This is a genomic window from Flavobacterium phragmitis (assembly GCF_900112575.1).
Taxonomy (GTDB): Bacteria; Bacteroidota; Bacteroidia; order Flavobacteriales; family Flavobacteriaceae; genus Flavobacterium; species Flavobacterium phragmitis.
Window position 1 is genome coordinate 386321 of sequence record NZ_FOMH01000003.1, and the last position, 25297, is coordinate 411617.

Annotated in this window: 14 protein-coding genes and 2 tRNA genes; 8 read left to right on the forward strand and 8 right to left on the reverse strand. The window is 33.3% G+C overall.

Translation table 11 applies throughout. From position 1 onward, the window contains the following. Window positions 1-151: 151 nt before the first annotated feature. Window positions 152-2521, forward strand: coding sequence for a GAF domain-containing protein (locus tag BM289_RS07290; protein WP_091492088.1), 2370 nt, complete (start codon window positions 152-154; stop codon window positions 2519-2521). 150 nt (window positions 2522-2671) lie between these two features. Here BM289_RS07290 and BM289_RS07295 read toward each other — a convergent pair whose 3' ends face one another. Then, entirely contained in the window at window positions 2672-3850 is a 1179-nt protein-coding gene (locus BM289_RS07295; RefSeq protein ID WP_091492090.1) for a Pycsar system effector family protein, read from the reverse strand. 26 nt (window positions 3851-3876) lie between these two features. Here BM289_RS07295 and BM289_RS07300 point away from each other — a divergent pair, with 26 nt between their 5' ends. Then, window positions 3877-7608 (forward strand): metallophosphoesterase, encoded by a 3732-nt coding sequence (locus BM289_RS07300; protein WP_091492091.1) that lies wholly within the window; start codon window positions 3877-3879, stop codon window positions 7606-7608. A gap of 131 nt (window positions 7609-7739) precedes the next feature. Here the strand turns inward: BM289_RS07300 and BM289_RS07305 are convergent, their stop codons facing one another. Next, entirely contained in the window at window positions 7740-8606 is an 867-nt protein-coding gene (locus BM289_RS07305; RefSeq protein WP_091492324.1) for an SdiA-regulated/phytase-like domain-containing protein, read from the reverse strand. Between the two features lie 91 nt (window positions 8607-8697). After that, window positions 8698-9750 carry a hypothetical protein gene (locus BM289_RS07310; RefSeq protein WP_091492093.1) on the reverse strand — a complete coding sequence of 351 codons (1053 nt, stop codon included), beginning with the start codon at window positions 9748-9750 and terminating at the stop codon, window positions 8698-8700. A gap of 105 nt (window positions 9751-9855) precedes the next feature. Between BM289_RS07310 and BM289_RS07315 the strand changes: the two genes are divergently transcribed. The 4 genes from BM289_RS07315 (at window position 9856) to BM289_RS07330 (ending at window position 18639) form a co-directional block, all read left to right on the forward strand. Continuing rightward, window positions 9856-10767 (forward strand): ABC transporter ATP-binding protein, encoded by a 912-nt coding sequence (locus BM289_RS07315; protein WP_091492094.1) that lies wholly within the window; start codon window positions 9856-9858, stop codon window positions 10765-10767. 3 nt (window positions 10768-10770) lie between these two features. Continuing rightward, window positions 10771-11607: an ABC transporter permease gene (locus BM289_RS07320; RefSeq protein ID WP_091492096.1), complete on the forward strand. Its 837-nt coding sequence runs from the start codon at window positions 10771-10773 to the stop codon at window positions 11605-11607. A 15-nt stretch (window positions 11608-11622) separates the two neighbouring features. Beyond that, complete coding sequence (locus BM289_RS07325; protein WP_091492098.1) at window positions 11623-13956, forward strand: T9SS type B sorting domain-containing protein; 2334 nt, start codon at window positions 11623-11625, stop codon at window positions 13954-13956. Between the two features lie 192 nt (window positions 13957-14148). Beyond that, window positions 14149-18639, forward strand: coding sequence for a T9SS type B sorting domain-containing protein (locus BM289_RS07330; RefSeq protein WP_091492099.1), 4491 nt, complete (start codon window positions 14149-14151; stop codon window positions 18637-18639). Between the two features lie 122 nt (window positions 18640-18761). Here BM289_RS07330 and typA read toward each other — a convergent pair whose 3' ends face one another. Continuing rightward, window positions 18762-20558 (reverse strand): translational GTPase TypA, encoded by a 1797-nt coding sequence (gene typA / locus BM289_RS07335; RefSeq protein ID WP_091492101.1) that lies wholly within the window; start codon window positions 20556-20558, stop codon window positions 18762-18764. Window positions 20559-20726: 168 nt separating this feature from the next. Here typA and BM289_RS07340 point away from each other — a divergent pair, with 168 nt between their 5' ends. Together BM289_RS07340 and BM289_RS07345 are read left to right on the forward strand one after the other, a co-directional pair. Beyond that, complete coding sequence (locus tag BM289_RS07340) at window positions 20727-22436, forward strand: PAS domain-containing sensor histidine kinase (protein ID WP_091492103.1); 1710 nt, start codon at window positions 20727-20729, stop codon at window positions 22434-22436. 5 nt (window positions 22437-22441) lie between these two features. After that, the gene (locus BM289_RS07345) at window positions 22442-22849 is read left to right on the forward strand and encodes a response regulator (RefSeq protein ID WP_091492105.1); all 408 of its coding nucleotides are present in this window, start codon (window positions 22442-22444) and stop codon (window positions 22847-22849) included. 197 nt (window positions 22850-23046) lie between these two features. Here BM289_RS07345 and rpsT read toward each other — a convergent pair whose 3' ends face one another. From rpsT to proS, 4 genes are all read right to left on the reverse strand, one after another. Continuing rightward, window positions 23047-23298, reverse strand: coding sequence for a 30S ribosomal protein S20 (gene rpsT / locus BM289_RS07350; RefSeq protein ID WP_091492106.1), 252 nt, complete (start codon window positions 23296-23298; stop codon window positions 23047-23049). A gap of 153 nt (window positions 23299-23451) precedes the next feature. Next, a tRNA-Glu gene (locus tag BM289_RS07355) sits at window positions 23452-23523 on the reverse strand. Between the two features lie 45 nt (window positions 23524-23568). Continuing rightward, window positions 23569-23640, reverse strand: a tRNA-Glu gene (locus BM289_RS07360). Between the two features lie 78 nt (window positions 23641-23718). Next, entirely contained in the window at window positions 23719-25197 is a 1479-nt protein-coding gene (gene proS / locus BM289_RS07365; protein WP_091492108.1) for a proline--tRNA ligase, read from the reverse strand. Window positions 25198-25297: the final 100 nt, after the last annotated feature.

Below are 25297 nucleotides of genomic sequence, written 5' to 3' on the forward strand. Positions count from 1 at the left end.
TATTAAAGTTAATTTTTTGTTAAAACAACCTTATATCATATAAAACCTGAACAAAACAAGGGATTTTGTTTATTGAACCATAAAGGAAAGAAATCATAAAATGTCGGGCATTCTTAATTTATCCTTAATTTTGCATTAAAAAATAAACAAGATGGATATTCAATTTTTCAAAGAAAGTCCTTTCACTACCATAATATCATTCCACAAGCTAATTGAATCATTTGAAGAAATTGCTTGGTCTGATGTGGATTACAGATCAGATTATGCAAAAGCAATTCTAAAACAAATTGAATCAATCCCTGAGTTACGAACTGGAATTCAGGATTATTCTGTTATTAAAGAGAATGAAGGTTTAATCAAAAATATCTTAGCCGATTTGTTTCCAACCGCTTTAACACATAATGAAATAAAAGCGGTTACTATTCCATTCCAAAACATCTCTTTTAATTATACAGAGCGTTTCAAGAAGATTTTGAAAAATGCTGGAGACGAATTTTATATGGAAATTCGTGATTTTGACGATCATCAATTTTATGTAAATAACTGTTGTTTGATATTGGCATATTATTACAATTACAATATTGATTTTAATAAACCTTTTTTCTACGATATTCCAGATGAAGAAGGTGTAGAAAAACACTATCGCATTTTGTACAATGCAGATTTCATGGAAATTACTCCAACTGACAGTTCTGTAGAATTAACGCAGCAAGATATCGATCAACTGATTGATAATTATAATGATATTGAGTTGTGGAAATCGAAATTTCCGCCAGGAAGCTGGATTTTAAAAGGTTTTGGAATTGTCTCTCTTTTTGATGCTACCACCGAAAGTGCAATTTCTACATTAAAAAGCAATCTTTTAAAGCCAAATACAAAAAGCCTAGACTCTGATAATATTCTCGAAAACATTTTTAGATCTATTTTTAAAATTCCGAGTCTAAAAGTTGGCTTTATCATCTATAATCCTGAAGAAGAAAAGTTTATCAGACCTATTAAATTCGACAAACAAATAACAAGCTTTTTACTTCACACTGATCAGGAAGTGGATTGTAAAAATGCCTTTTTCGGATGTTCTTTTGAAAACCTTCTAGATAAAAATGAGCCTTTTGTAATTTCAAATGTGAAAAAGTTTATTGAGGAATCGACAAATAAACATTTAGGAGAGCATCTGTTAAGACAGGGAATTCAGAGCTGTGTTTTTGCACCAGTTACAAAAGATGGTCATTTATTAGGTGTTATCGAATTAGTTTCTGAAAATGCAAGAGATTTAAACAGCGTAAATGCAACAAAACTAGAATTGGTTCTTCCGTATTTAACCGATACCATTGATCGTTACAATACAGATATGCAGCACCAGATCGAAGCGATTATTCAGCGAGAATATACTACGATTCATCCTAGTGTATATTGGAAGTTCAGGAAAGAATCTCAAAACTATTTTCAAAACATAAACCATACAAAAGATTATATTTTTAAAGAAATCGTATTTAAAAATGTATTCCCACTTTACGGTCAGATTGACATAAAAGGTTCTTCTGAACACAGAAATGAAACCGTAAAAATTGATTTAAAAAGTCAGCTTTCAGCGCTTTTGGAAATTTTTGATAATCAGGAAGCTAATTCAAATCTGGTTCTTTTGGAACAGAGAAAATTTGAACTGGAATCATTGCGAAGCGAATTGGATTTTCCTTTAAAAGCCGATACTGAACAGCATATTCAGCGTTATATTGAAGAAGAAATCCACCCGATACTTAAAAACACAAAAAGTAACCCTAAAAGCGAAAAATTAGAAAAACTTTACTTTGAAACTCTGGATGAAAAAACAGGAATGTTTTATCAGGAAAGAAAGAAATTTGACAATGCGATGTCCATCATTAATAAAAGACTGGCAACCGTTTTAGATAAAAAACAGGTTGAAGCCCAGCAGATTTATCCGCATTATTATGAACGTTTTAAAACAGATGGCGTAGAACACAATTTGTATATTGGAGCTTCAATTTCACCAACAAAACCTTTTGACATTATGTATCTGCATAACCTTCGTTTATGGCAATTGCAGACTTTATGCGAAATGGAACTAGAACATCATCAATTGAAAGAATCACTTCCGTATGAATTGGATGTAACGTCTTTAATTTTGGTTTTCAGTTCGCCACTTTCTATTCGTTTTAGAATGGATGAAAAACGCTTTGATGTTGATGGAACTTATAATGCTAGATATGAAGTTGTTAAAAAACGAATTGATAAATCGCATATTAAAGGAACAACCGAAAGAATTACCGAAAAAGAGAAAATTACAATCGTGTATTCTCAAAACAGCGAAGAAGCTGAATATTTGAAATACATTAAATACCTACAGCATAAAAAAATTCTGGAACCGGCAATAGAGCAATTTGAAGTTGAAGATCTTCAGGGAGTTTCCGGTCTAAGAGCGATTCGTGTGAAAGTAATTAATAATACTTCAAACTCAGCAGTTAAAAAGATAACCTATCAAGATTTATTAGATGAGCTCAACTAAAAGTTGAGCTTTTTTATGGAACACGGATAAAACGGATTCGCTATCGCGAAAACGCGGATGAACGCAGATTTTATTTTGATTCATTGAGAGAAAAATCCGTTTTTATCCGCGTTTTCGCGATAGCGAATCCGTAAAATCAGCGTCTAAATTTTAAATCGATTTAAAGGCAATTACAAACGAGATTACAGTTATAATCAATCCAAACATAAAGAAGTTATAAGCGATACGAAGCAAATTATACTTTCGCTGTAAAACTAATCCCAGATAATACAAATCTTTTATCATGGTTGAATAAAGATAATCTCGGTCTTTCATCATTTCATTCATGGCCCAGTCATAATCTTCCAAAGGCATTTTATAAAAATTTCCGAAAAACATTAAATTCACCTTTTTAGCTTCAACATCTCCTCGGGTAAAAAATCCTGATGTTACTTTTGGCCTTGTCGAAAGAATCGCAAAAATAATGGTGATTACACTTGACATCAGCATGATGAAAGTCGGTACAACTAAATGCGCATTTTTTGGACTGTCTAATTTTGGAATAATAGAGGATAAAGCAATCGAGATAATAATAGCATTTACAGACAATAAAATATTGGCTTTACTATCGGCAATGCCACTTAATCTGGTGTGGTTTCCAAGTGTCACACGAAACAAAGTGTCGATACCTCTATCTGGTTTTTCAACTTTTTCTTTCTTTTTATTTTCTTCTTCGATCGCTGCAGCCGCTTTTAATTCCTGTTTATTGATTTTCTTCTGAATCAAAAGCAGATTTTTCTCTTTTAAAGGCTGCCATTTTCTTAAAGCATAATCGGTGTAAAAGCGATGTTTGTTCAATAAAAAGTTTAAGTTTTCTTTTGTCCATTCGGCATTAGAGAAACTTACAATTCCTGTATTTTTTAGTTCCAAACGCAGTAATTCGCAGGTTGTCGTATATTCTTCCCCCATTAAATGAGCGTAATCTGCATCTCTGATTATCTTTTCTAAATGTGTTTTAGGTTCATATTCTTTAACTGTAGCGAGAATCAAACTCGAAACAAGTGCAATAAATTCTTCCGATTTTCCTTTTTCGCGCAGGAAATCGGCAGCTATTTTAATACTTGATTTTTCGTGGTTTTCGTAACCTTCAACATAACCCGTATCATGAAACCACGCGGCAACCAAAAGTGCTTCTTTATCCTCGTCTTTAACATCCTCTTTTTTACAGAGTTCCTTCACTGCAGTAACTACTGTGTAAGTATGGTTAAAATTATGATAAGAATATAAATTAGAAAGTTTATCTTTGAGTAAATTACTGACGAAATCCTCGGATTGTTCTATTAGATTCATAAAGAATATTTTTATACCACTAAATTATGAAATTGTTTTTGGATAATCATTTTATTGCAAAAATTAAAACTGGAACGGTTACATTATTACTGCTTTTCCTCGTTTATTCTTGTGCAACTCACAAGCCCCAATATGGAAAAAATGTTAGCTCGATCGAGAATGAAAACGCTACAGATACCATAAAAATTGACCATACCTTTTTTCTTGTAGGAGATGCTGGAAATGCTGACGAAGAACAAGCGCAGCAAACACTAGAACTTTTGCATCAAAGACTGAAAAAAGCGAGCAAAAAATCGACTTTGCTTTTCTTAGGCGATAATATTTATCCTAAAGGTTTTCCAAGCGATAAAAAGTCTGGAGACAGAGCTTTGGCTGAAACCAAACTAAAAAATCAATTAAAATTAGCCGACGGTTACAGAGGAAAAACCATTTTTATCCCTGGCAATCACGATTGGTACAGCGGTATTAAAGGCCTTGAACTGCAAGCTGATTTTGTAACGAAACATTTAAAGGATAAGAAAGCGTTTCTTCCTAGAAAGTCTTGTCCGATAGAAGATGTCAAAATTGATAGTATTACAACGTTAATTACTATTGATAGTGAATGGTTCCTAGAAGACTGGGATGATCATCCAACCATTAACGATAATTGCGAGATTAAAACCAGAGAAGCTTTTTTTGAAGAATTAGAAAGTCTTTTAAACAAAAACCAAGAGAAAACAGTGATTCTGGCTATTCATCATCCTTTACTGAGCAACGGAACTCACGGTGGACAATTTTCATTAGAAAAACAATTATTTCCATTAGAGAAAAAAATTCCGCTTCCAATAATTGGTTCTTTTATTAATTTATTGAGAAAAACTTCTGGCGTTAGTCCACAGGATATTCAGAACAAACAATATACGATTTATGCAAAACGAATTAAAACGCTTTTGCAAAAGCAGAAAAATGTAATTGTAGTTTCTGGACACGACCATAATTTACAATACATCAGCAACGAAAATATTCAGCAGATTATCAGCGGTGCAGGTTCTAAATCTGAAGCGGCAAGAGCTGTCAATGAAAATGATTTTTCGTATGGTGGAAATGGTTACGCCACTTTGACTTTATTTAAAAGCGGTGATGCTAAAGTTTCTTTTTATGGAAATGAAAACAACAAAGAAAAACTGCTTTTTGAACGTGAAATCATAAAAGCCAAAGAAATCAACTGGGCTTCGGATATTCCGAATAATTTTCCATCAAAAATTACTACTTCTATCTATTCTCCAAAAATGACAGATAAAAGCTGGTTGCATAGTTTTTTATTTGGAAAACATTACAGGAAATACTATAGCATGCCAATTGAGGCTAAAGTTGCCACTTTAGATACTTTAAAAGGAGGTTTAAAACCAATTCGTGGAGGTGGCGGACATCAATCGGTTTCTTTAAGAATGTCTGATCCAAAAGGACGTGAATTTGTGATGCGAGGCATGAAAAAAAGTGCCACTGTATTTTTACAATCTGTTGCTTTTAAAGATCAATATGTGGTAAATGATTTTGAAGATACTTATGCCGAAAGTTTCTTATTTGATTTTTACACCACTTCTCATCCTTATGCGCCTTATGCGATTGATGGCATGTCTAACAAAATTGGATTGCTTCATACCAACCCGATTTTATATTATATTCCGAGACAAAATGGTTTGGGCGAATTTAATGCGGGTTTTGGAGATCAGTTGTATATGATTGAAGAAAGGCCAGCCGATAATCATTTAGATGGCAAAAACTTCGGAAATCCAAGTAATATTATTGGAACTGATGATGTAATGCTGAATCTCCATAAAGATGAAAAATACTCGATTGACGAAAAAGAATATATAAAAGCCCGTTTGTTTGACATCTTAATTGGAGACTGGGACAGACACAGTGACCAATGGCGTTGGGCGGAATTTAAAAAAGATGGAAAAGTAATTTACAAACCAATTCCGCGAGACCGTGATCAGGCTTTTGTAAAATACGATGGCGCTTTGCTTTCCATTTTAATGAATATTCCAGCATTACGCCACATGAGAACTTTTAAGGATAAAATTGGGAATGTAAAATGGCTGAGCAGAGAACCTTATCCGCAAGATTTAGCTTTCTTAAAAACGGCTGACCAAAAAGACTGGATTGAACAGGCAAAATATATTCAGGAGAATTTATCGGATGCAGATATCGAAAAGTCTTTTAAAAACATGCCGAAAGAAGTTCAGGATGAAACGGTTGACGAAATCATTCGAAAACTAAAAAACAGAAAAAGAGAGCTTCAGAAATATGCGGCCATTTATGCTGATGTTTTAAGCAGAACAGTAATGATTGCTGGAACGGACAAAAAAGACAAATTTGTTTTGAATCATAATGCTAAAAAAAGCATTGAAATTCAAGTTTACAGAACCAAAAAAGAAGGCGACGAGTTATTATACACTAAAACGGTTACAGATGCTAAAACCAAAAATTTATGGATTTATGGTTTAGATGATAATGATATTTTTGAAGTTAAAGGAAACTACAAATCAAATATTAAAATTCGTTTAATTGGTGGGCAAAACAATGATACTTATAACATTGAAAACGGAAGAAAGGTTATTGTTTACGATTTCAAATCAAAAGAGAACACCTATAATTTAGATTCTAAAACACAAACACAGTTAACAGACGATTATGATGTTAACTTATACAATTATGAAAGGCCAAAATACAATGTAGTTTCTGGTCTTCCGAATATTGGATTCAATCCTGATGATGGTGTAAAAGTTGGAATTAACTTAAATTACACGGTTAATAATTTCAAACAAAATCCGTACACGCAGAGACATGTTTTAAATGCTTTTTATTATTTTGCAACGGGCGGTTTAGAATTTAACTATGCGGCACATTTTCCAGGATTACTTGGTAAATGGGTAATTGATGTGGAATCTCTTTACACGACGCCAAATTTTGCCATGAACTATTTTGGTTACGGAAATGAATCGAAATATGATGACGATCTGAGTATGGATTACAATCGTGTTAAAATCAGAAAATTTAATGCTTCTGGAGCGATTAGACATGTTGGACGATATGGAAGTGAATTCAGTATTCAACCTATTTTCCAGAGAATGACTGTTGAAGAAACCGATAATCGTTTTATAAACCTTCCAAATATTGTGAACCCTGATGTATTTAACAGTCAAAATTATGGAAGTTTAAAAGTAAAATATCTTTTCAAAAATTCTGATTTTGCTGCGAAACCAACTTTAGGAATGTATTTTATGATTGCCGGAACTTGGACAACTAATCTGGATGAAACCAATAAAAATTTCCCAACTCTAGAAAGTGCTTTAGGATTTACACATAAAATTGACAAAACGGGTAAACTGGTTTTAGCAAGTTATCTGAAAGGAAAAGCCATTTTCAACAACAATTACGAATTCTATCAAGGAGCGGCTTTAGGAGGCGATACTGACTTAAGAGGTTTTAGAAACGAACGTTTTTTAGGAAGTTCCTATTTCTCTCAAAGTTCTGATTTACGTTTAAGTATTGGCAGAATTAGAAAAACGATTGCTCCTTTTACTTACGGAATTCTTGGAGGATTTGACTACGGAAGAGTTTGGCTTGATGGTGAAGATTCTAAAAAATGGCATCACGATTACGGTGGCGGACTTTGGTTAAATGCAATTAATGTTCTTACTGCCAGAATCTCTTACTTTAAATCTCCTGACGAAATTGGAAGGGTGATTTTTGGAGCGGCTTACAGCTTCTAGCTTTAGGTTCAAAGTTGCAAAGGCTCAAAGGAACAAAGTTTTTTTTCAGCCACGAATTACACTAATTTTCACTAATTTTTATTTAAAATATAATTCGTGGAAATTAGTGTAATTCGTGGCTAACTTTTTTCCTAGTGACTTAGAAGCTTAAACTCGTATACATTCCCACCTATTTTATCTGCTTTTTCATCGGCGATTAGCAGGGTGTTATTGTCTTTGAAAACGATGGCTTCTTTTTGTGAAAAATGATTTAATTCGATTTGGGTATGAGTTCCTTTGTGGAATAAATCTCCTTGAAAACCTTTGAATAAAAGCACTTTATCATGACTTAACAGAGCTACTTTTTTTCCGTCAGGACTTATTGTCGCGCTCGTTAACACACAATGATTGTAATTACTGCAGGTTTTGAACTCTCCTATTCTAACGGCTTTTTGATTCCCTGATGCATTTTTTATTTTGTAGATAAAGGCGGTTCCATCAAAACCTTTGCTTCTGTTTTTTGTAAAAAGATAAAAATAGCCGTTGTGTTCAAAGAAACCTTCAACGTCGTAAAACATTTCTTTTTTCTTTGGAGGAAATTCTTTCTGTTCCGGATATGAAAATGAGATTTTATATTCGGCGGAAGCCACATCTTTATTCAGCTGATTTTTTGCTAATTTATAAATACATAAATCTCTTCTTTCGTTATCATTATTTCCGAAATCACCAATATAAATATTTCCAGCTTTGTCTTTTGTAATGTCTTCCCAATCTACATTTTTCGCATTTGAAACTGTAATTGTTTTTTCTATTTTTCCTTTAGAATTTAAAGCATAAATAGCATTTTTATTGCCGCTGTCTTCTAATGTATAAAGCAGATTGTTTTCTAGAAAATAGGTTATTCCTGAAACTTCTTTTAATTTCTTAGGAAGTGAATAAAGTACTTTCAAATCATTACCAGATTGCTGTTGACAAGCCAATAAAACTATTGAAACGACTATTAAAAAAGATTTTTTCATAAGATTATAATTTTTGTAAACCATATAAGTCATATAAGTCCATTAAATCTGTTTCTTAAATTCACTTATATGACTTATATGGTTCAATCTTTTAAACTAAGTTAGTGTTTTTAAAATTACGTGTAATAAATTCGAATGCCGCATGCATGATATGTCCCATTGATTTGGCATTTTTAAATTTCATGTCATTGGTATATCGATACAATTCCATTTTAAGTTGGTTTAGATGTTCTTCGGTTGAAATGGTATCATGACACATTATGTTTAGAAGCTTTTTAATTCTGTTTTCTGCCGAATGGATACGTTTTGCCAATATTGCTCTTTCTTCATCTTTGTATTGAAAAATAGAACGTTCTTCCAGTTTTTCTTTTATCAGCTGAATCATCGGCGAATTTTCTTTGAAAAACTGCGGACGATATACTTTAAAATTTCCTTCGTAACACTGCTGGTCAAAATCGATTGGACGAATTTTATAGACTACCTGATCGAAATCGTGAATCGGGACAATTACATAGTTATAGGCTCTCATATCTCCTAGAAGACGAATCATGCAACGTTCATTAAACTTTACGAACTCCTTTGCTATCTGCGCTTTTTCCATTTCAGAACAGTTTTCAAGCAAAGTATCCATAAAAACATCGCCTGGAATTCCAATAATGTGTTCTTCTATCAAAGTGTCTTTATACACCAGAAAGTTGATTTTGTCTGGAGATAAAATATCTTCCAGTTCTAAACCATAAATTCGGGATGCATCGGCTTTTTTGATGTAAAAATGAACGTAGTTATCATTTAGAATGTTTCGAACTTTGATTCTAAAAGGTTTAGAATTTCCAAACGTACAGTAATCAATTGCATCAATATTTAGGTATTGAATTATTTCGCTGTTTCCATCGGAATGCAGTAATGAATAAATCCTTTTAAGGTTTAAATCAATTTCATTGCGTTCAAATTCGCTGTAATAAACTCGAATCCAAAGTGTATCATTATCATGTTTGTCATAAACATTTATAGAACCAGAAAAACGAAGCAAATCATCATAAAACACAGAAACTTTAGAAATACGTTCGTATCGCTCCAAATAACTTAAAAGTGGCTGCGTTAAAGGATAAGAAGGTTTTTTTAAAACCATTAAAGGCTCGCTCATTTTGAATATCTTTATTACAAATTTACATCAATAGGATTGAATGTTAGAAATTAAAGTAACAAAAATCAAATTGGTTCGTCATACTAAAAACTAAAACCAGAAAATTTGGAAACCATATTAACCATTGAGAATCTAAATAAAAGATACGGTCGAATTCAGGCTCTAAAAAATGTATCTTTTTCAATACAAAAAGGTCGTGTTTATGGCATTCTTGGGCCAAACGGCAGTGGAAAATCTACTACATTAGGAATTGTCCTTAATGTTGTCAATAAATCTTCTGGTAATTACCGCTGGTTTGATGGAAATGTGGAAACGCATGAAGCTTTGAAAAAAGTTGGAGCCATTATCGAGCGTCCAAACTTTTATCCTTATATGACAGCAGAGCAAAACCTAAAACTGGTTTGCAAAATCAAAAACATCAATTATGCTAAAGTCAATGAAAAATTAGAGTTGGTTGGTTTAAGCGAAAGAAAAGACAGCAAATTCAGCACCTTTTCTTTAGGAATGAAACAACGTCTAGCGATTGCATCGGCACTTTTGAATGATCCTGAAATTTTGATTTTAGACGAACCAACCAACGGATTAGATCCGCAGGGAATTCATCAGATTCGAGATATTATTAAAAAAATTGCCTCTCAGGGAACTACTATTTTATTGGCTTCACATTTATTGGATGAAGTTGAAAAAGTCTGTTCAGAGGTGGTTGTTTTAAGAAAAGGAGAAGTTTTATATTGTGGTTCTGTAGACGGAATGTCATCTAATGAAGGTTTCTTCGAAATTTCTTCAAATGACAATGAGGTTTTAAAATCGGTTCTAAGCAATCTTGACGCTGTTGGGCAAATAAAAGAAGAAGAGGGAAAAGTTTTGGTTTACTTAAAATCCGAATTATCTGCTTCAGAATTAAATCAGTTTTTATTTTCGAAAAATGTTGTTTTAAATCATTTGGTAAAACGTAAAAATAGTCTGGAAGCTCAATTTTTAGAATTAACCAAAAACACTAATCCAAAATCCAACTAAGCCATGAAAAGACTTATCTCTATAGAATTACAAAAAATCTGGATGAACAAAGCCAGTAAAATATTGACTTTAACTTATTTTATATTACTTTCTTTTATTGCTTTAATTGCCTCAATTAAATTTGATGTCGGACCTTTTAAATTTCATTTGGCAGAAATGGGAATTTTCAATTTTCCGTTTATCTGGCATTTTAATACTTACATTGCCGCTTGGCTGAAATTTTTTCTGGCCATTGTAATAGTTTCTATGATGGCTAATGAATATAGCTATGGAACTCTAAAACAAAACCTAATTGATGGTTTGAGTAAAAAAGAATTCATTTTATCTAAGTTTTTAACTGTAGTCTTGTTTGCTTTTTGTTCGACTATTTTTGTTTTTATAATGAGTCTTATTCTTGGATTAGTTTTTTCATCTTACAATGAACTAGATGTAATCATAATGGATTTAGATTATCTTTTAGCCTTTTTTGTAAAACTGACAGGGTTCTTTTCGTTCTGTTTATTCTTAGGAATTTTGGTAAAAAGATCTGCTTTTGCACTTGGTTTTTTATTAGTATGGAGTATTGCTGAAGGTATAATAAAAGGAATTTTAAAATTCAAAATTTTCCCTGAAAGCAATACTGATGAATATATAATGCAGTTTCTGCCATTAGAATCGATGTCAAATTTAATTATAGAACCTTTCTCTAGATTATCTGTAGTAAAAAATATTGGAACACAAATTGGAATCGAAACTGATGTTAATTATAGCGTGAATTATTCTGCAGTTTTAATTGTTTCTATCTGGACTTTTTTATTTATCAACTTTTCTTACAAACTATTAAAAAATAGAGATTTGTAGTATATTTGCTATACTATGAATTATTTTAAAAGCCTTTTACTCTTATTACTTGTAAACTTCACATGTATTTGTGCCAATGCACAAGTAATCACTATAGATGGCGCAAGAACGCCACAGCAATTAGTAGAAAACACTTTAGTTAACAGCTCTTGTCTCGCTATTAGCAATACTGCTGGTAAGGGAGATGGAACTTTTCCCATTGTACCTATGAGTTATGCTTATTTTAATTCAGGTACAAGCAATTTTCCCTTTTCTGAAGGTGTGGTTTTGAGTACCTCTATGGCATCACAAATAGCAGGACCTTATACAGCCTCAATGGGAGGAGGGAGTAATCTTTGGTTAGGAGATTCTGACCTGGATCAAGCTTTAGGAATTACTTCTGTGAATGCAACAGTCTTAGAGTTTGATTTTGTTCCTTTAACGGATTTGATTAGTTTCAATTACATTTTTGCTTCAAATGAGTACCAATACGGCTATCCTTGTTCCTATTCAGATGGTTTTGCTTTTTTAATTAAAGAAGCAGGAACAGGCGACCTTTATAAAAATATAGCTACATTACCTAATACAAATACTCCCGTATCTTCATTAAATATTCGCCCCACAATTGTACCTGGAAAAGATCGAAATGGAAATGATTATAATGGTTGTCCAGCAGTAAATCAGGAATATTTTAATGGATTTAATCCGCCATCTGCACCAATTAATTTTACAGGACAAACCATTGTAATGAATGCTAGAACCAACGTTACACCAGGAAAAACATACCATATTAAACTTGTTATCGGCGATGACAGATTTCAATATTACGATTCAGCCGTGTTCTTACAAGCAGGCAGTTTCACGTCAAAAATTGATTTTGGTGAAGATAGAACCGCAGCAAACAATAATTCTGTCTGTTATGGAGAAACAATACTTTTGGATACAAAACTATCTCCTTCTTATACTTATAAATGGTTTAAAGATAATGTAGAAATTATTGGCGCAAACGCTTCATCGTATAGTGCCACAGAAACTGGAAATTATAGAGCAGAAGTGACATTTGCACCATCAACTTGCGCTGTAATGGGAGAAATTAAACTTGAATTTGCTCCTGAGATTCTTTCAACAAATACCACATTATTGCAATGTGATGACAACACAGATGGTTTCTCAATTTTCGATTTAACTAAAGTGAATAATATCGTAAAAAACAATATTTCATCCACTTTGAATGAAGGGTATTATGAAACTTTGGCAGATGCACGAAACAAAACAAATAAGATCACAACACCACAAGCCTACATTAACAAATCTCCAAACCAAATTGTATATGCTCGTCTGGAAAATGAATTTGGCTGTTTTATAACGGCAACTGTAACACTGCAAATCGCAACAACTTCAATTATAGATCCTGCCCCTATAAATACTTGTGATGAAGACGAAATCCAAGACGGATTTTATCAGTTCAATTTGAATACTGAAGTTACACCAGTAATCACAGCTGGTCTTCCGAGTGGATTAACAGCTAATTATTTTTTAACGGCTAACGAGGCATTAACAGAAACAAATCCGCTTCCTAATATCTTTAAAAATACTATTGCTTATAATCAAACCATTTATGCCAGAGTGGTAAATGGCCCAGATTGTTATGATGTTGTTCCTGTTCCGCTTGTGGTAAATACTTTTGATCCTCCAAATTTTGAAGACGAATCAGAATATTTATGTCCAAATAGTACTACAACTCTCACTGTTGATACTGGTTTCAGCAGTTATTTATGGAATACTGGCGAAACCTCAAATACTATAAATATTAATACAGCTGGAGATTATTCAGTAACAGTAAAAGGTTCTAATGGCTGTGAAAAAACAAAAAACTTCAAAGTTATTTCATCTGAACCTGCGGTTATTACAAATGCTGTTACTAAAGATTTCTCAGGAAACGATAATTCAGTACTACTCGAATATACGGGAACTGGCGATTATGAATTTTCATTAGATGGCTTAACTTTTCAAGACAGTCCCATATTTAATGGAGTACCTACAGGAACATACAACGCTGTCGCAAGAGATAAAAATGGCTGTGGTTTGTCAAATCTTTTTTTAGTTTATGTCTTAGATTATCCTAGATTCTTTACTCCAAATGGAGATGGTTATAATGATTTATGGTTTATTAAAGATTCTAACCTGCTTCCAGATTATACTATTAGTATTTTTGACCGGTACGGAAAATTATTAAAACAAATGAATCAGAATAGTATGGGCTGGACTGGAAACTTTAACGGACAAAAATTACCTTCAGACGATTATTGGTTTACCCTAACTTTTGTAGACGGCAGAAAAGTAAAAGGTCATTTTAGCCTAAAAAGATAAAAAATCTCTTTAATCGCTGACTTTTTTTTTAATTTTTCATCTTAAACTTATATTTGAAACAAGAAAGCTTTAAAAAACTCTTAAAATTTCAACTATTTGAAAAGAAAAGACAATCAATCTTAAAAGAGAATTAAAATATATTCTATTTTTGGTTTAGGCGATTCAAATCAGTAACAGCCATTTAACAAGCCAATGAAAAAAATATTACCCTTCTTTCTGTTTCTGCTTTGCATTTTAGATTGTTTCTCACAATTTAGTAAGACTCATTATATTCCACCTTTGATTTCTGTTGATGGACTTGCAAACGATCAATATTTATATATTTCAACTCCAAGTTTGACAGCTGTAAATTTCAAAATCATAGCCAATAATGGCAACGTAGTCAATGGAGTCGTAAGTAGTACTAATCCTTATTTCTACTATATAGCAACAGGAAGTAATACACAATTATTTGCTCCACCAAACAACAATGGAATTGTGTCAGGGCGCGGTTACGTAATTGAAGCCGAGGATTTAATTTATGTAAGTGTGAGAGTAAATGCTGGATTAGCTCAAAATGGACAATATAGTCATGCTGGTGGCTTAGTTTCTAAAGGAAACAGCGCTCTTGGCACGACTTTTAGATTGGGAGCAATGTTAAATCCATTATATGACGAAACATTGTTGAACTTCGCCTCAATCATGGCTACAGAAAACAATACTAAAATCACTATTTCAAATATTCAAAACGGCACTCAGCTTTTAGATGGAACGGTAATTTCTGGGCCAATATCAGTTACATTAAATAAAAATGAAAGCTATGTATTGGCTTTGAAAAACTACAATGATGCCCAGCCTGTTTCAAACAGTTCAAAAATGATTGGAGCATTAGTCCAATCTGACAAATCAGTTGTCGTGAATTCTGGATCATTTGGAGGAAGTAATAGTACTGTCATGACAAATCAGGGAAGAGCTTCTGTTCCTGCAGGGAGAGATGTGGGTTTTGATCAAATCGTTTCTCTTGAAAAAACAGGAAAAGAATATATATTCATAAAAGGTCTTGGCACCGATGAATTAGAACGTGTATTACTAGTTGCACATTATAATAATACAGACGTTTTTCTTAACGGTTCTTCATCTTCATACAAAACACTTAACAGTGGAGAATATGTAGTAATTGACGGAAGCCAATTTGATAATGGAAGTTTATACGTAAAGACATCTGCAAACGTATTTGCTTATCAAAGTATTGGAGGAACCATACAGCCCGCTAATCAAAATATGTTCTTTGTACCTCCAATAAACTGTGCAACACCAAATACAGTAGATAATATTCCTCAAATTCAATCTATTGGCAGTAACACTTTTAATGGTTTTCTCAATATTGTAACCGAAAGCGGAGCTACTGTTTCCTTAAACAACTCTCCTATTACAGAATCTCCAATTGCAATTCAAGGAACGGCAGATTTCGTACGTTATAATATTCCTAATTTATCTGGAAATATAGCTGTAAAATCAACTAAGCAAATCTATGTTTCTTATTTTGGGACGAATGGCGCAGCAACTTACGGCGGGTATTATTCAGGTTTTGATTTAAAACCTGAAATTGTCAGCGGTAAAATTACACTCGACAATTCTTCATGCATTCCAAATGTATCTTTAAAAATAAATACATTATCCTCTTATGATACTTTTCAATGGTATAAAGATGATGTTCTTATCGTTGGCGAGACTAAAAACAGTTACACTCCTACCCAACCTGGTTTTTATCAGGTAAGAGGAAGTATATCGGGTTGTGTTACGAACATTTTCTCTGACAAAATTCCGGTAAGTGAATGCCCCATTAATCAGGACAATGATTTAGTAAATGACAATATTGACATTGATTATGATAATGACGGAATAACAAATTGTACTGAATCTTATGGAGATTTGCCTATAAATATTTCAAACCCACTTTTAGGATTAGTAAAAGTTGGCGCATATTCTAATTCTTTTACTGGTGAAATTACCAATCCTCTGCCGGTCGTAGCACCTGTAAGCGGAAGCGCAGATGGAAGTTTTATTACCCATATTGCTTCTGGAAAAGGAGCTTCGACGAGTTATTCTCTAAAATTTACAAATCCTATAAACCTGCGTTTAGAATACAGCTCGACGGCAAACACTGATGAATTATTAAATCCTGATGCCGAATACATTATTAATTCTGATATTAATAAAACTTTTACTGTTTTAAATCCTGATAATCAGTTATTGATTGACACTAATTATGACGGAATATATGAAAGTGGTGTTAAAGAATTTTCTTCTTTCGAAATCCGCTTTCGATTAAATGGAAATGTTCCTTTACCAGCGGGAACTGGTACATTCAAATTCCAGTCTTATCAAACTCAATCTTTTAAAATCACCCATAAAAATCTAGTTGATACTGCTGCAAACAAATCAGCATTTAAACTTGTTGCTACTTGCGTGCCTAAAGATACTGATGGAGATGGAATCCCTGATCAATTGGATTTAGATTCAGACAATGATGGCATTCCAGACTTAATAGAATCGCAAATACAGCCAAAACCATTATCTAACACAGACGCTAATTTAGACGGATTAGACGATATTTTTGTCTTATCGGCTAGTCCTTTAGATACTGATCAAGACGGAATTCCAAACTATCTTGATTTAGATAGTGATAACGATGGAATATATGATTTGGTAGAATCTGGTAGCAATGCTCCCGATGCAAATAGAGATGGAGTGATTGATACTATGGATTTTGGAACCAACGGATTATCAAATTCTCTAGAAACCAGTCCCGATAATGGTATTTTAAAATATACTGTTTTGGATTCTGATAATGACGGCATAAAAAATTATACAGAACTTGACAGCGATGACGATGGCTGTAATGATGTTATTGAAGCCGGTTTTACAGATCCAGATTTTGACGGTCAGTTAGGAAAGGCTCCAGTAATTGTAGATTCTTTCGGAATTGTAACCAGCAGAACTGATGGATATACCGCACCAAATGGGAATTATATTATTGCAACTCCAATTATAATTACAAAACAACCCGAAAATCAAACCATTTGTGAATTGGAAAAAGCAATTTTCTCTGTAGAATCCAATGCCGACAGTTTCCAATGGCAGTTCTCAACTGATGGCGGCACTATTTGGAATGCTTTAACTGAAAATACGGTTTATACTGGAACCAAAACCAACGCTTTGACGATTCAGAAAACAAGCAACACAATGAATGGTTATCAATATCGTGTGCTTTTAAATAGAATCAATAATGCTTGTGGATTGACTTCGGCAAATTCTGTGACGTTAAAAATTCTAGCACTTCCAGTATTAAATTCTCCTGTTACAATTGTACAATGTGATGATGATACCGATGGCATTTCAAATTTTAATATAACGGAGAAAAACAGCTTTGTTTCCGCCAATGCTTCAAACGAAACTTTCTCTTATTACACTACTTTAGCTGGAGCCAATACAAAAGATGTCACAGCATTAATTTCAAATCCTCTTGCTTTTACAAGCAATAACAAAAGTATCTGGACAAGAGTTGAGAATTCAAATGGATGTTTTTCTGTTGCGCAATTAAATCTGGTAGTTTCAACTACACAAATTGACCCTGCTTTTAAAAGATTATTTACTGTTTGTGATGATTCAGTCGAAAATATAAGTGCAGATACAGATGGTATTGCAACCTTTGACTTTAGCAGTGTGACTAAGGAAATTGAAGCAATGCTTCCTTCCGCAAGTATCAATTATTCAATAAAGTATTATGCAAATGAAATAGATGCTTTTGCAGAAACTAACGCAATACCAAATCCTTCTAATTATAGAAATTCGACACCAAATCAACAGAATATCTGGATAAGAGTCGACAGTAATCTAGATAATGCTTGTTTTGGAATAGGACCATTTATAACATTAAAAGTAAATGCAAAACCCAATATAGATATCAATATCGACAAGAGTGATGACGGATTGGTTTGTTCCAATTTGCCAACCTTTTATATTAAACTTGATGCAGGAATCATCGGAAATATCCCAGCCAGTACATACACTTATGTCTGGTCTAAAAATGGAAGTATAATTCCGGGAGAAACAAATGAAACTTTAGATGTTAATGAAGAAGGAAAATATACCGTAGAAGTTTTTACAAAAGATGAAACCAGTTGCAGTAGAACTCGAACCATTACTGTAACTGCTTCGGATATTGCACATCTCGATTCTGTCTCCATATCGGATTTATCAGACTTCAATACAGTCGAAGTAAATGTTTCGGGAACAGGAAATTATGAATATAGTATTGATGATCCAAACGGTTCTTTTCAAGATTCGAACTACTTTGAAAATGTTCGTGCTGGAATACATGAGCTTTATATCAATGATAAAAATAAATGCGGAAAAATATCCAAAACTATTGCTGTACTTGGAATTCCTAAGTTTTTCACACCAAATAATGATGGTCATAATGATTATTGGAATATACAAGGAGCCGATGACGTTTTTAACACAGGAGCAAAAATCCTTATTTTCGATCGATATGGTAAATTAATCAAGCAGATTTTAGCTTCTGGCAATGGCTGGGATGGAACGTATACTGGAAGCCCAATGCCCGCAGATGATTATTGGTACACTATAAAACTGGAAGATGGACGAGAAGTAAAAGGACATTTTAGTTTGAAAAGATAACTTTTTAATAAATTCCAATTTTAAAAAATCCAAATTCCAAATTCCAAACAAAAACATTAAAAAAAAGAAATCCCAAACTCCTAATTGGAATTTGGGATTTTTTATTTAGAATTTAAAACTGATTAGATTTTATATCTTTTTCTATCTGTTTCGCTTAAGTAGATTTTTCTTAAACGTAAAGATTTTGGAGTAACTTCAACATACTCATCTTTTTGAATGTACTCTAAAGCTTCTTCTAAAGAGAATTTGATAGCTGGAATAATTCTAGCTTTATCATCAGCTCCAGAAGAACGTACGTTAGAAAGTTTTTTCGTTTTAGTAACGTTAACAGTCATATCGTCGCTACGAGTATTTTCTCCAATTACTTGCCCTTCGTAGATATCCTCGTTTGGATCAACGAAAAATTTACCACGATCTTGTAATTTATCGATAGAGTAAGGAATAGCTTTTCCGTTTTCCATAGAGATTAATGAACCGTTGTTACGTCCAGGAATTTCTCCTTTGTATGGTTCGTACCCGATGAAACGGTGTGCCATAATAGCCTCACCAGCAGTAGCAGTAAGCAATTGATTTCTTAAACCGATAATTCCACGAGATGGAATGTTGAATTTAATAATCATACGCTCTCCTTTACCTTCCATAGAAAGCATTTCTCCTTTACGGATAGTTACGAACTCAACCGCTCTACCTGAAAGGTTTTCCGGTAAATCGATAGTCAATTCCTCAATTGGCTCACATTTCACACCATCAACTTCTTTGATGATTACTTGCGGCTGACCAATTTGAAGCTCGTATCCTTCTCTTCTCATTGTTTCAATAAGAACAGATAAGTGCAATACACCACGACCAAAAACCATGAATTTATCAGCAGAATCAGTCTCTCCAACTTTCATTGCTAAGTTTTTCTCCAACTCTTTTGTTAATCTTTCACGGATATGACGAGAAGTAACAAATTTACCTTCTTTACCAAAGAAAGGAGAATCGTTAATGGTAAACAACATACTCATTGTTGGCTCGTCGATAGCGATAGTTTGCAAAGCTTCCGGATTTTCGAAGTCAGCGATAGTATCACCAATTTCAAAACCTTCAATACCTACAACAGCACAAATATCTCCGGCAACAACTTCTTCTACTTTTCTACGGCCTAAACCTTCGAAAGTATGTAATTCTTTAATTCTAGATTTGATGATTTTACCATCTCTTTTTACTAGAGAAATTGGCATTCCTTCTTTTAAAGTACCTCTTTCAAGACGTCCGATAGCGATACGACCTGTAAAAGAAGAGAAATCTAAAGAAGTAATCAACATTTGTGGAGTACCTTCAGATACTTTAGGAGCAGGAACATTAGCAATTACCATGTCTAATAAAGGCTCAATGTTTTGTGTTTGCACTTTCCAGTCATCAGACATCCAGTTGTTTTTTGCAGAACCGTAAACCGCTGGGAAATCCAACTGCTCTTCAGTTGCACCTAATTCAAACATTAAGTCAAAAACTTTTTCGTGAACTTCTTCAGGAGTACAGTTTTCTTTGTCGACTTTGTTGATAACTACACAAGGCTTAAGACCTAAGTCAATCGCTTTTTGTAATACGAAACGCGTTTGTGGCATTGGTCCTTCAAAAGCATCCACTAGTAAACATACACCATCGGCCATGTTCAATACACGTTCAACTTCACCTCCAAAATCGGCGTGGCCTGGAGTATCGATAATATTGATTTTTGTTCCTTTATATTGAACAGAAACGTTCTTAGAAGTAATTGTAATACCTCTCTCACGCTCTAAATCATTATTATCTAAGATTAAATCACCTGTGTTTTCGTTCTCACGAAATAACTGACAGTGATACATAATTTTATCAACCAAAGTTGTTTTACCGTGATCGACGTGGGCAATAATTGCAATGTTTCTAATAGATTCCATCTGTGATTTTTAATGGGCGCAAAGGTACACTTTATTTTTAAAAAAAAAATGTTTCTATCATAGTTTGCGTATATACAATCAATTAGTTAATACAAAACATCAAAATATAGCCCTCAAAATAGTATTAACATATGTTTAGTTATAGTTAATTTAACTATATTTGGAGTAATGAAAAGTAAAACTCTCCAAATTACTCTTATTTACACCATCATCTCGATACTTATGGCTGTTTTATGTCATAAACTACTCATAGGTCACTTTTCATCTTCAGAATACTTGTATTTATCCCTTATAAAAGACATTATATTCATTTTAATTACAGGATTGGTTTTTAGATTTATACTTTCAAAAAATGAAAAAAGAAGCAAAACAATTTTTGAAAAGCTAAACAAAACCAACGAAGAAATAAAAGAATCCAATGAGAAATATGACATTGTAGCAAAAGCAACTAGCGACACTATTTGGGATTGGAAAATACAAGAGGATAGCATAAATTGGAACAAAGGAATTGAAAGTGTTTTCGGGTATAACCCAGAAGAAGTAGGAAAAACTTCTAAATGGTGGTTTGACAAAATCCACCCGGAAGATAGTATCCGAATGTCAATAAAACTATATTCTTTCATTGAACAAAAAACGGAAAAATGGCAGGATCAATATCGCTTTAGATGCGCAGACGGAACTTATAAATATGTTCTAGACAGAGGCTTTTTATTGAAGGATGAAAACGGAAGAGCTATCAGAATGATTGGAGCCATTCAGGATATTACCAAACAAAAAGAAGAAGAACAACGATTAAAACTTCTGGAAACCGTAATTACACAATCTAAAGATTCCATTTTAATCACAGAGGCCAATTCTCCTGATGGAAAAATTCCAAAAATAGTGTATGTTAACCCTGCATTCTCTCAAATGTCAGGTTATTTATCCAATGAAATAATCGGAAAGTCGCCAAACATTTTTAAAGGACCAAATTCCGACTCTGAAGAATTAAAAAAACTCTTAAAAGCTATCAAAAATGAAGAAGAATGTCTCATTGAAACTATAACTTATACTAAAAACAAAGAAGAATACTGGGTTCGTTTTTCTATGATTCCAATTTTCAATAACGAAGGCGTTATTTCGCATTGGATTTCCATACAAAGAGATATTACCGATGAGAAAAAACTGGAAACAGAAAAAGAACATCTCATCCGTGAATTAACTCAGAACAATAAAGACCTAAAACAATTCTCTTATATTACCTCTCACAACCTGAGAGCGCCTTTATCGAATTTAATTGGATTATTAAATCTCATCGAAGACATTCCATTAGAAAACGAAGAATTAGAAGAAATTTTAGCTGGCTTTACCAAATCAACACATTTACTAAATGAAACAATAAACGACTTAGTAAAAGTTATCATCATAAAAGACAACCCTTCAATGCAAAAGGAAGAAGTTTCTTTAAAAGAAGTTTTTGAAAATGTCTTCAGCCAGCTCTCCTTTCAGATAGAGCTGCACAAACCAATAATTAAACTTAAATTTGACAAGGTACCGGAACTAAATACAAACAAAGCATATATTGAAAGCATTTTACTAAACCTACTGACCAACTCAATTAAATACAAATCAGAAAACAGAAAATTAAAAATATCAATTACAGCCGATAAGATAGACAACAAAACGATATTAACCTTCAAGGACAATGGAATTGGAATTGATTTAGAAAGAAATCGAGATAAAGTTTTTGGACTTTACCAAAGATTTCACAATTATCCGGACAGTAAAGGATTAGGCCTTTATCTTGTAAAATCGCAGGTAGAAACAATGGGAGGAATAATTTCTATCGAAAGCGAAGTCAACAAAGGAACCACATTTACAATAACATTTAAAAACTAATTATTATGCTCGAGCAGATTTTATGCGTTGACGATGACCCCATCACGCTGATGTTATGCAAAAAAGTAATTTCTAAATCTTCATTTTCGCATGAAGTTATTACAGCTCAAAACGGTGAAGAAGCACTCCATCATTTCAACACCTTAAAATACACAAACGACAAAAACAAAAAAAAACCAGAATTGATTTTCTTAGACCTAAACATGCCAATAATGGGAGGCTGGGAATTTCTAGACCATTTCACTTCATCGGATTATAAAGAATTCAATTCTGTCCCTGTAATTGTTTTATCTTCTACAATTGACCCCGAAGATCTGGCCAAAGCAAAAAAGTATCCAATTATCATTGATTTCCTGTCAAAACCAATTACAATTCCGATGCTGGAATATCTTAAGAAAAAAATAGACCTTTAGGAAAAATTCCAATCTTTAAATTTCAAAAAACAAAGACTTAAAGTTCAAGTATTACATTTTACAAATAAAAATTGCAAATTCCAATTATCATATAAATTGGAATTTGCAATTTTTTATTAATGGGATTTTACAATTGGAGTTAAAACAAAAAAAGTCCCCTAGAAGAGGACTTTTATATTTTTAGCAAATTGTTTTTATTACAATTTAGCAACGTGTTTAGTTAATTTAGACTTCAAGTTAGAAGCTTTATTATCATGAATGATGTTCTTTTTAGCTAATTTATCAATCATAGAGATTACAGTAGATAATTTAGCAGCAGCATCAGATTTATCAGTAGCTAATCTCAATGCTTTAATAGCATTACGAGTAGTTTTATGTTGATATCTGTTAAGAACTCTTTTCTTTTCGTTACTTCTGATTCTTTTTAATGCTGACTTATGATTTGCCATTTTCTTTAATTTTAGATGTAATAATTATTATAAATACTAGTTAAAAAAGAAAAACCTCCCACAATTGCAAAACAATCACTTTGGTTTTAACTAATAAAATAAAAACCGAGACACCAATTTTTATTTTACAAAACTTATTTACAACTAATTTTGTAGTCCGTAGGGGAATCGAACCCCTGTTACCAGGATGAAAACCTGGCGTCCTAACCCCTAGACGAACGGACCTAAATTCTCCTAAGTTGGAAACTATTCAATATGTAATATAACTTGTAGTCCGTGGGGGAATCGAACCCCCCTTACCAGGATGAAAACCTGGCGTCCTAACCGATAGACGAACGGACCGTGCTTCTCTAATGCGGATGCAAAGATACATCTATTTTTTATCTGCACAATAGCTGATGCTATTTTTTTTATAATTTTTTAGTACGCCTTCGCGAAAAGCACTCTTTTAGAAGAAGGATTCCCAGTAAACACACAGGTTCCCGCCTCTTCAACAGCATCCAAAGGAATACAACGGATGGTTGCTTTTGTCAAATCTTTTATTTTTTCCTCCGTAGCCGCAGTTCCATCCCAATGTGCAGAAATAAAACCTCCTTTACCTTCTAAAACTTCCTTAAACTCCTCAAAATTATTCACTTCCGTGATGTGTGTATTACGATAATCGAAAGCTTTATCAAATAAATCTTTTTGAATCTGTTCTAAAAGATTATTTACATGATCAACAATATTTTCGCTGGCAACAACTTCTTTCGTCAAATTATCACGTCTTGCCACCTCAAAAGTTCCGTTTTCTAAATCTTTCGGACCAACTGCAATTCTAACAGGAACACCTTTCAATTCCCATTCTGCAAATTTAAATCCTGGTTTTTGAGTTGTTCTATCATCATATTTAACAGAGATTTTCAGTTTTCGCAGTTTTGCCGTTAACTCATTAACCGCAGTTGTAATCTGAGCTAATTGCTCATCTGTTTTATGAATTGGAACAATAACAACTTGAATTGGCGCTAAATTTGGAGGCAGCACCAAACCTTGATCATCAGAATGTGTCATAATTAAAGCCCCCATCAAACGAGTCGAAACTCCCCATGAAGTTCCCCAAACGTGCTCCTGCTTTCCTTCTGCATTAGCAAACTTAACATCAAATGCCTTAGCAAAGTTCTGTCCTAAAAAGTGAGATGTTCCAGCCTGCAACGCTTTTCCATCTTGCATCAATGCTTCAATACAATACGTCTCATCAGCACCAGCAAAACGTTCTGTTTCTGTTTTAATTCCTTTAACTACAGGAATCGCCATGAAGTTTTCAGCAAAATCGGCATAAACATTCATCATTTTTTCAGATTCCTCTATAGCTTCTGCTTTTGTCGCATGAGCCGTATGCCCTTCCTGCCATAAAAACTCAGCAGTTCTTAAAAACAAACGTGTACGCATTTCCCAACGAACCACATTTGCCCATTGATTAATCAACAAAGGTAAATCTCTATAAGACTGCACCCATCCTTTATATGTAGACCAGATAATTGCCTCACTTGTTGGACGAACAATAAGCTCTTCTTCCAATTTAGCATTCGGATCAACCATTAATTTCCCAGGTCTTTCTTCATCATTTTTTAATCTGTAATGTGTTACTACAGCACATTCTTTTGCAAATCCTTCAGCATTTGTCTCTTCAGCCTCAAACATGCTCTTAGGCACGAATAAAGGAAAATAAGCATTTTGATGTCCCGTTTCTTTGAACATACGATCTAATTCAGCCTGCATTTTTTCCCAAATGGCATATCCGTACGGTTTAATCACCATACATCCTCTAACTCCTGAATTTTCAGCTAGATCTGCCTTAACAACCAGCTCGTTATACCATTTCGAATAATCTTCTGATCTTGTAGTGAGGTTCTTACTCATATTATATAGTTTGGCACAAATTTTGTTTTCAATAATTTTAACTAAATAGTTTGACAAAACTAACTATTTTTGTAATGTGCAACAATAAAAATCACCACAG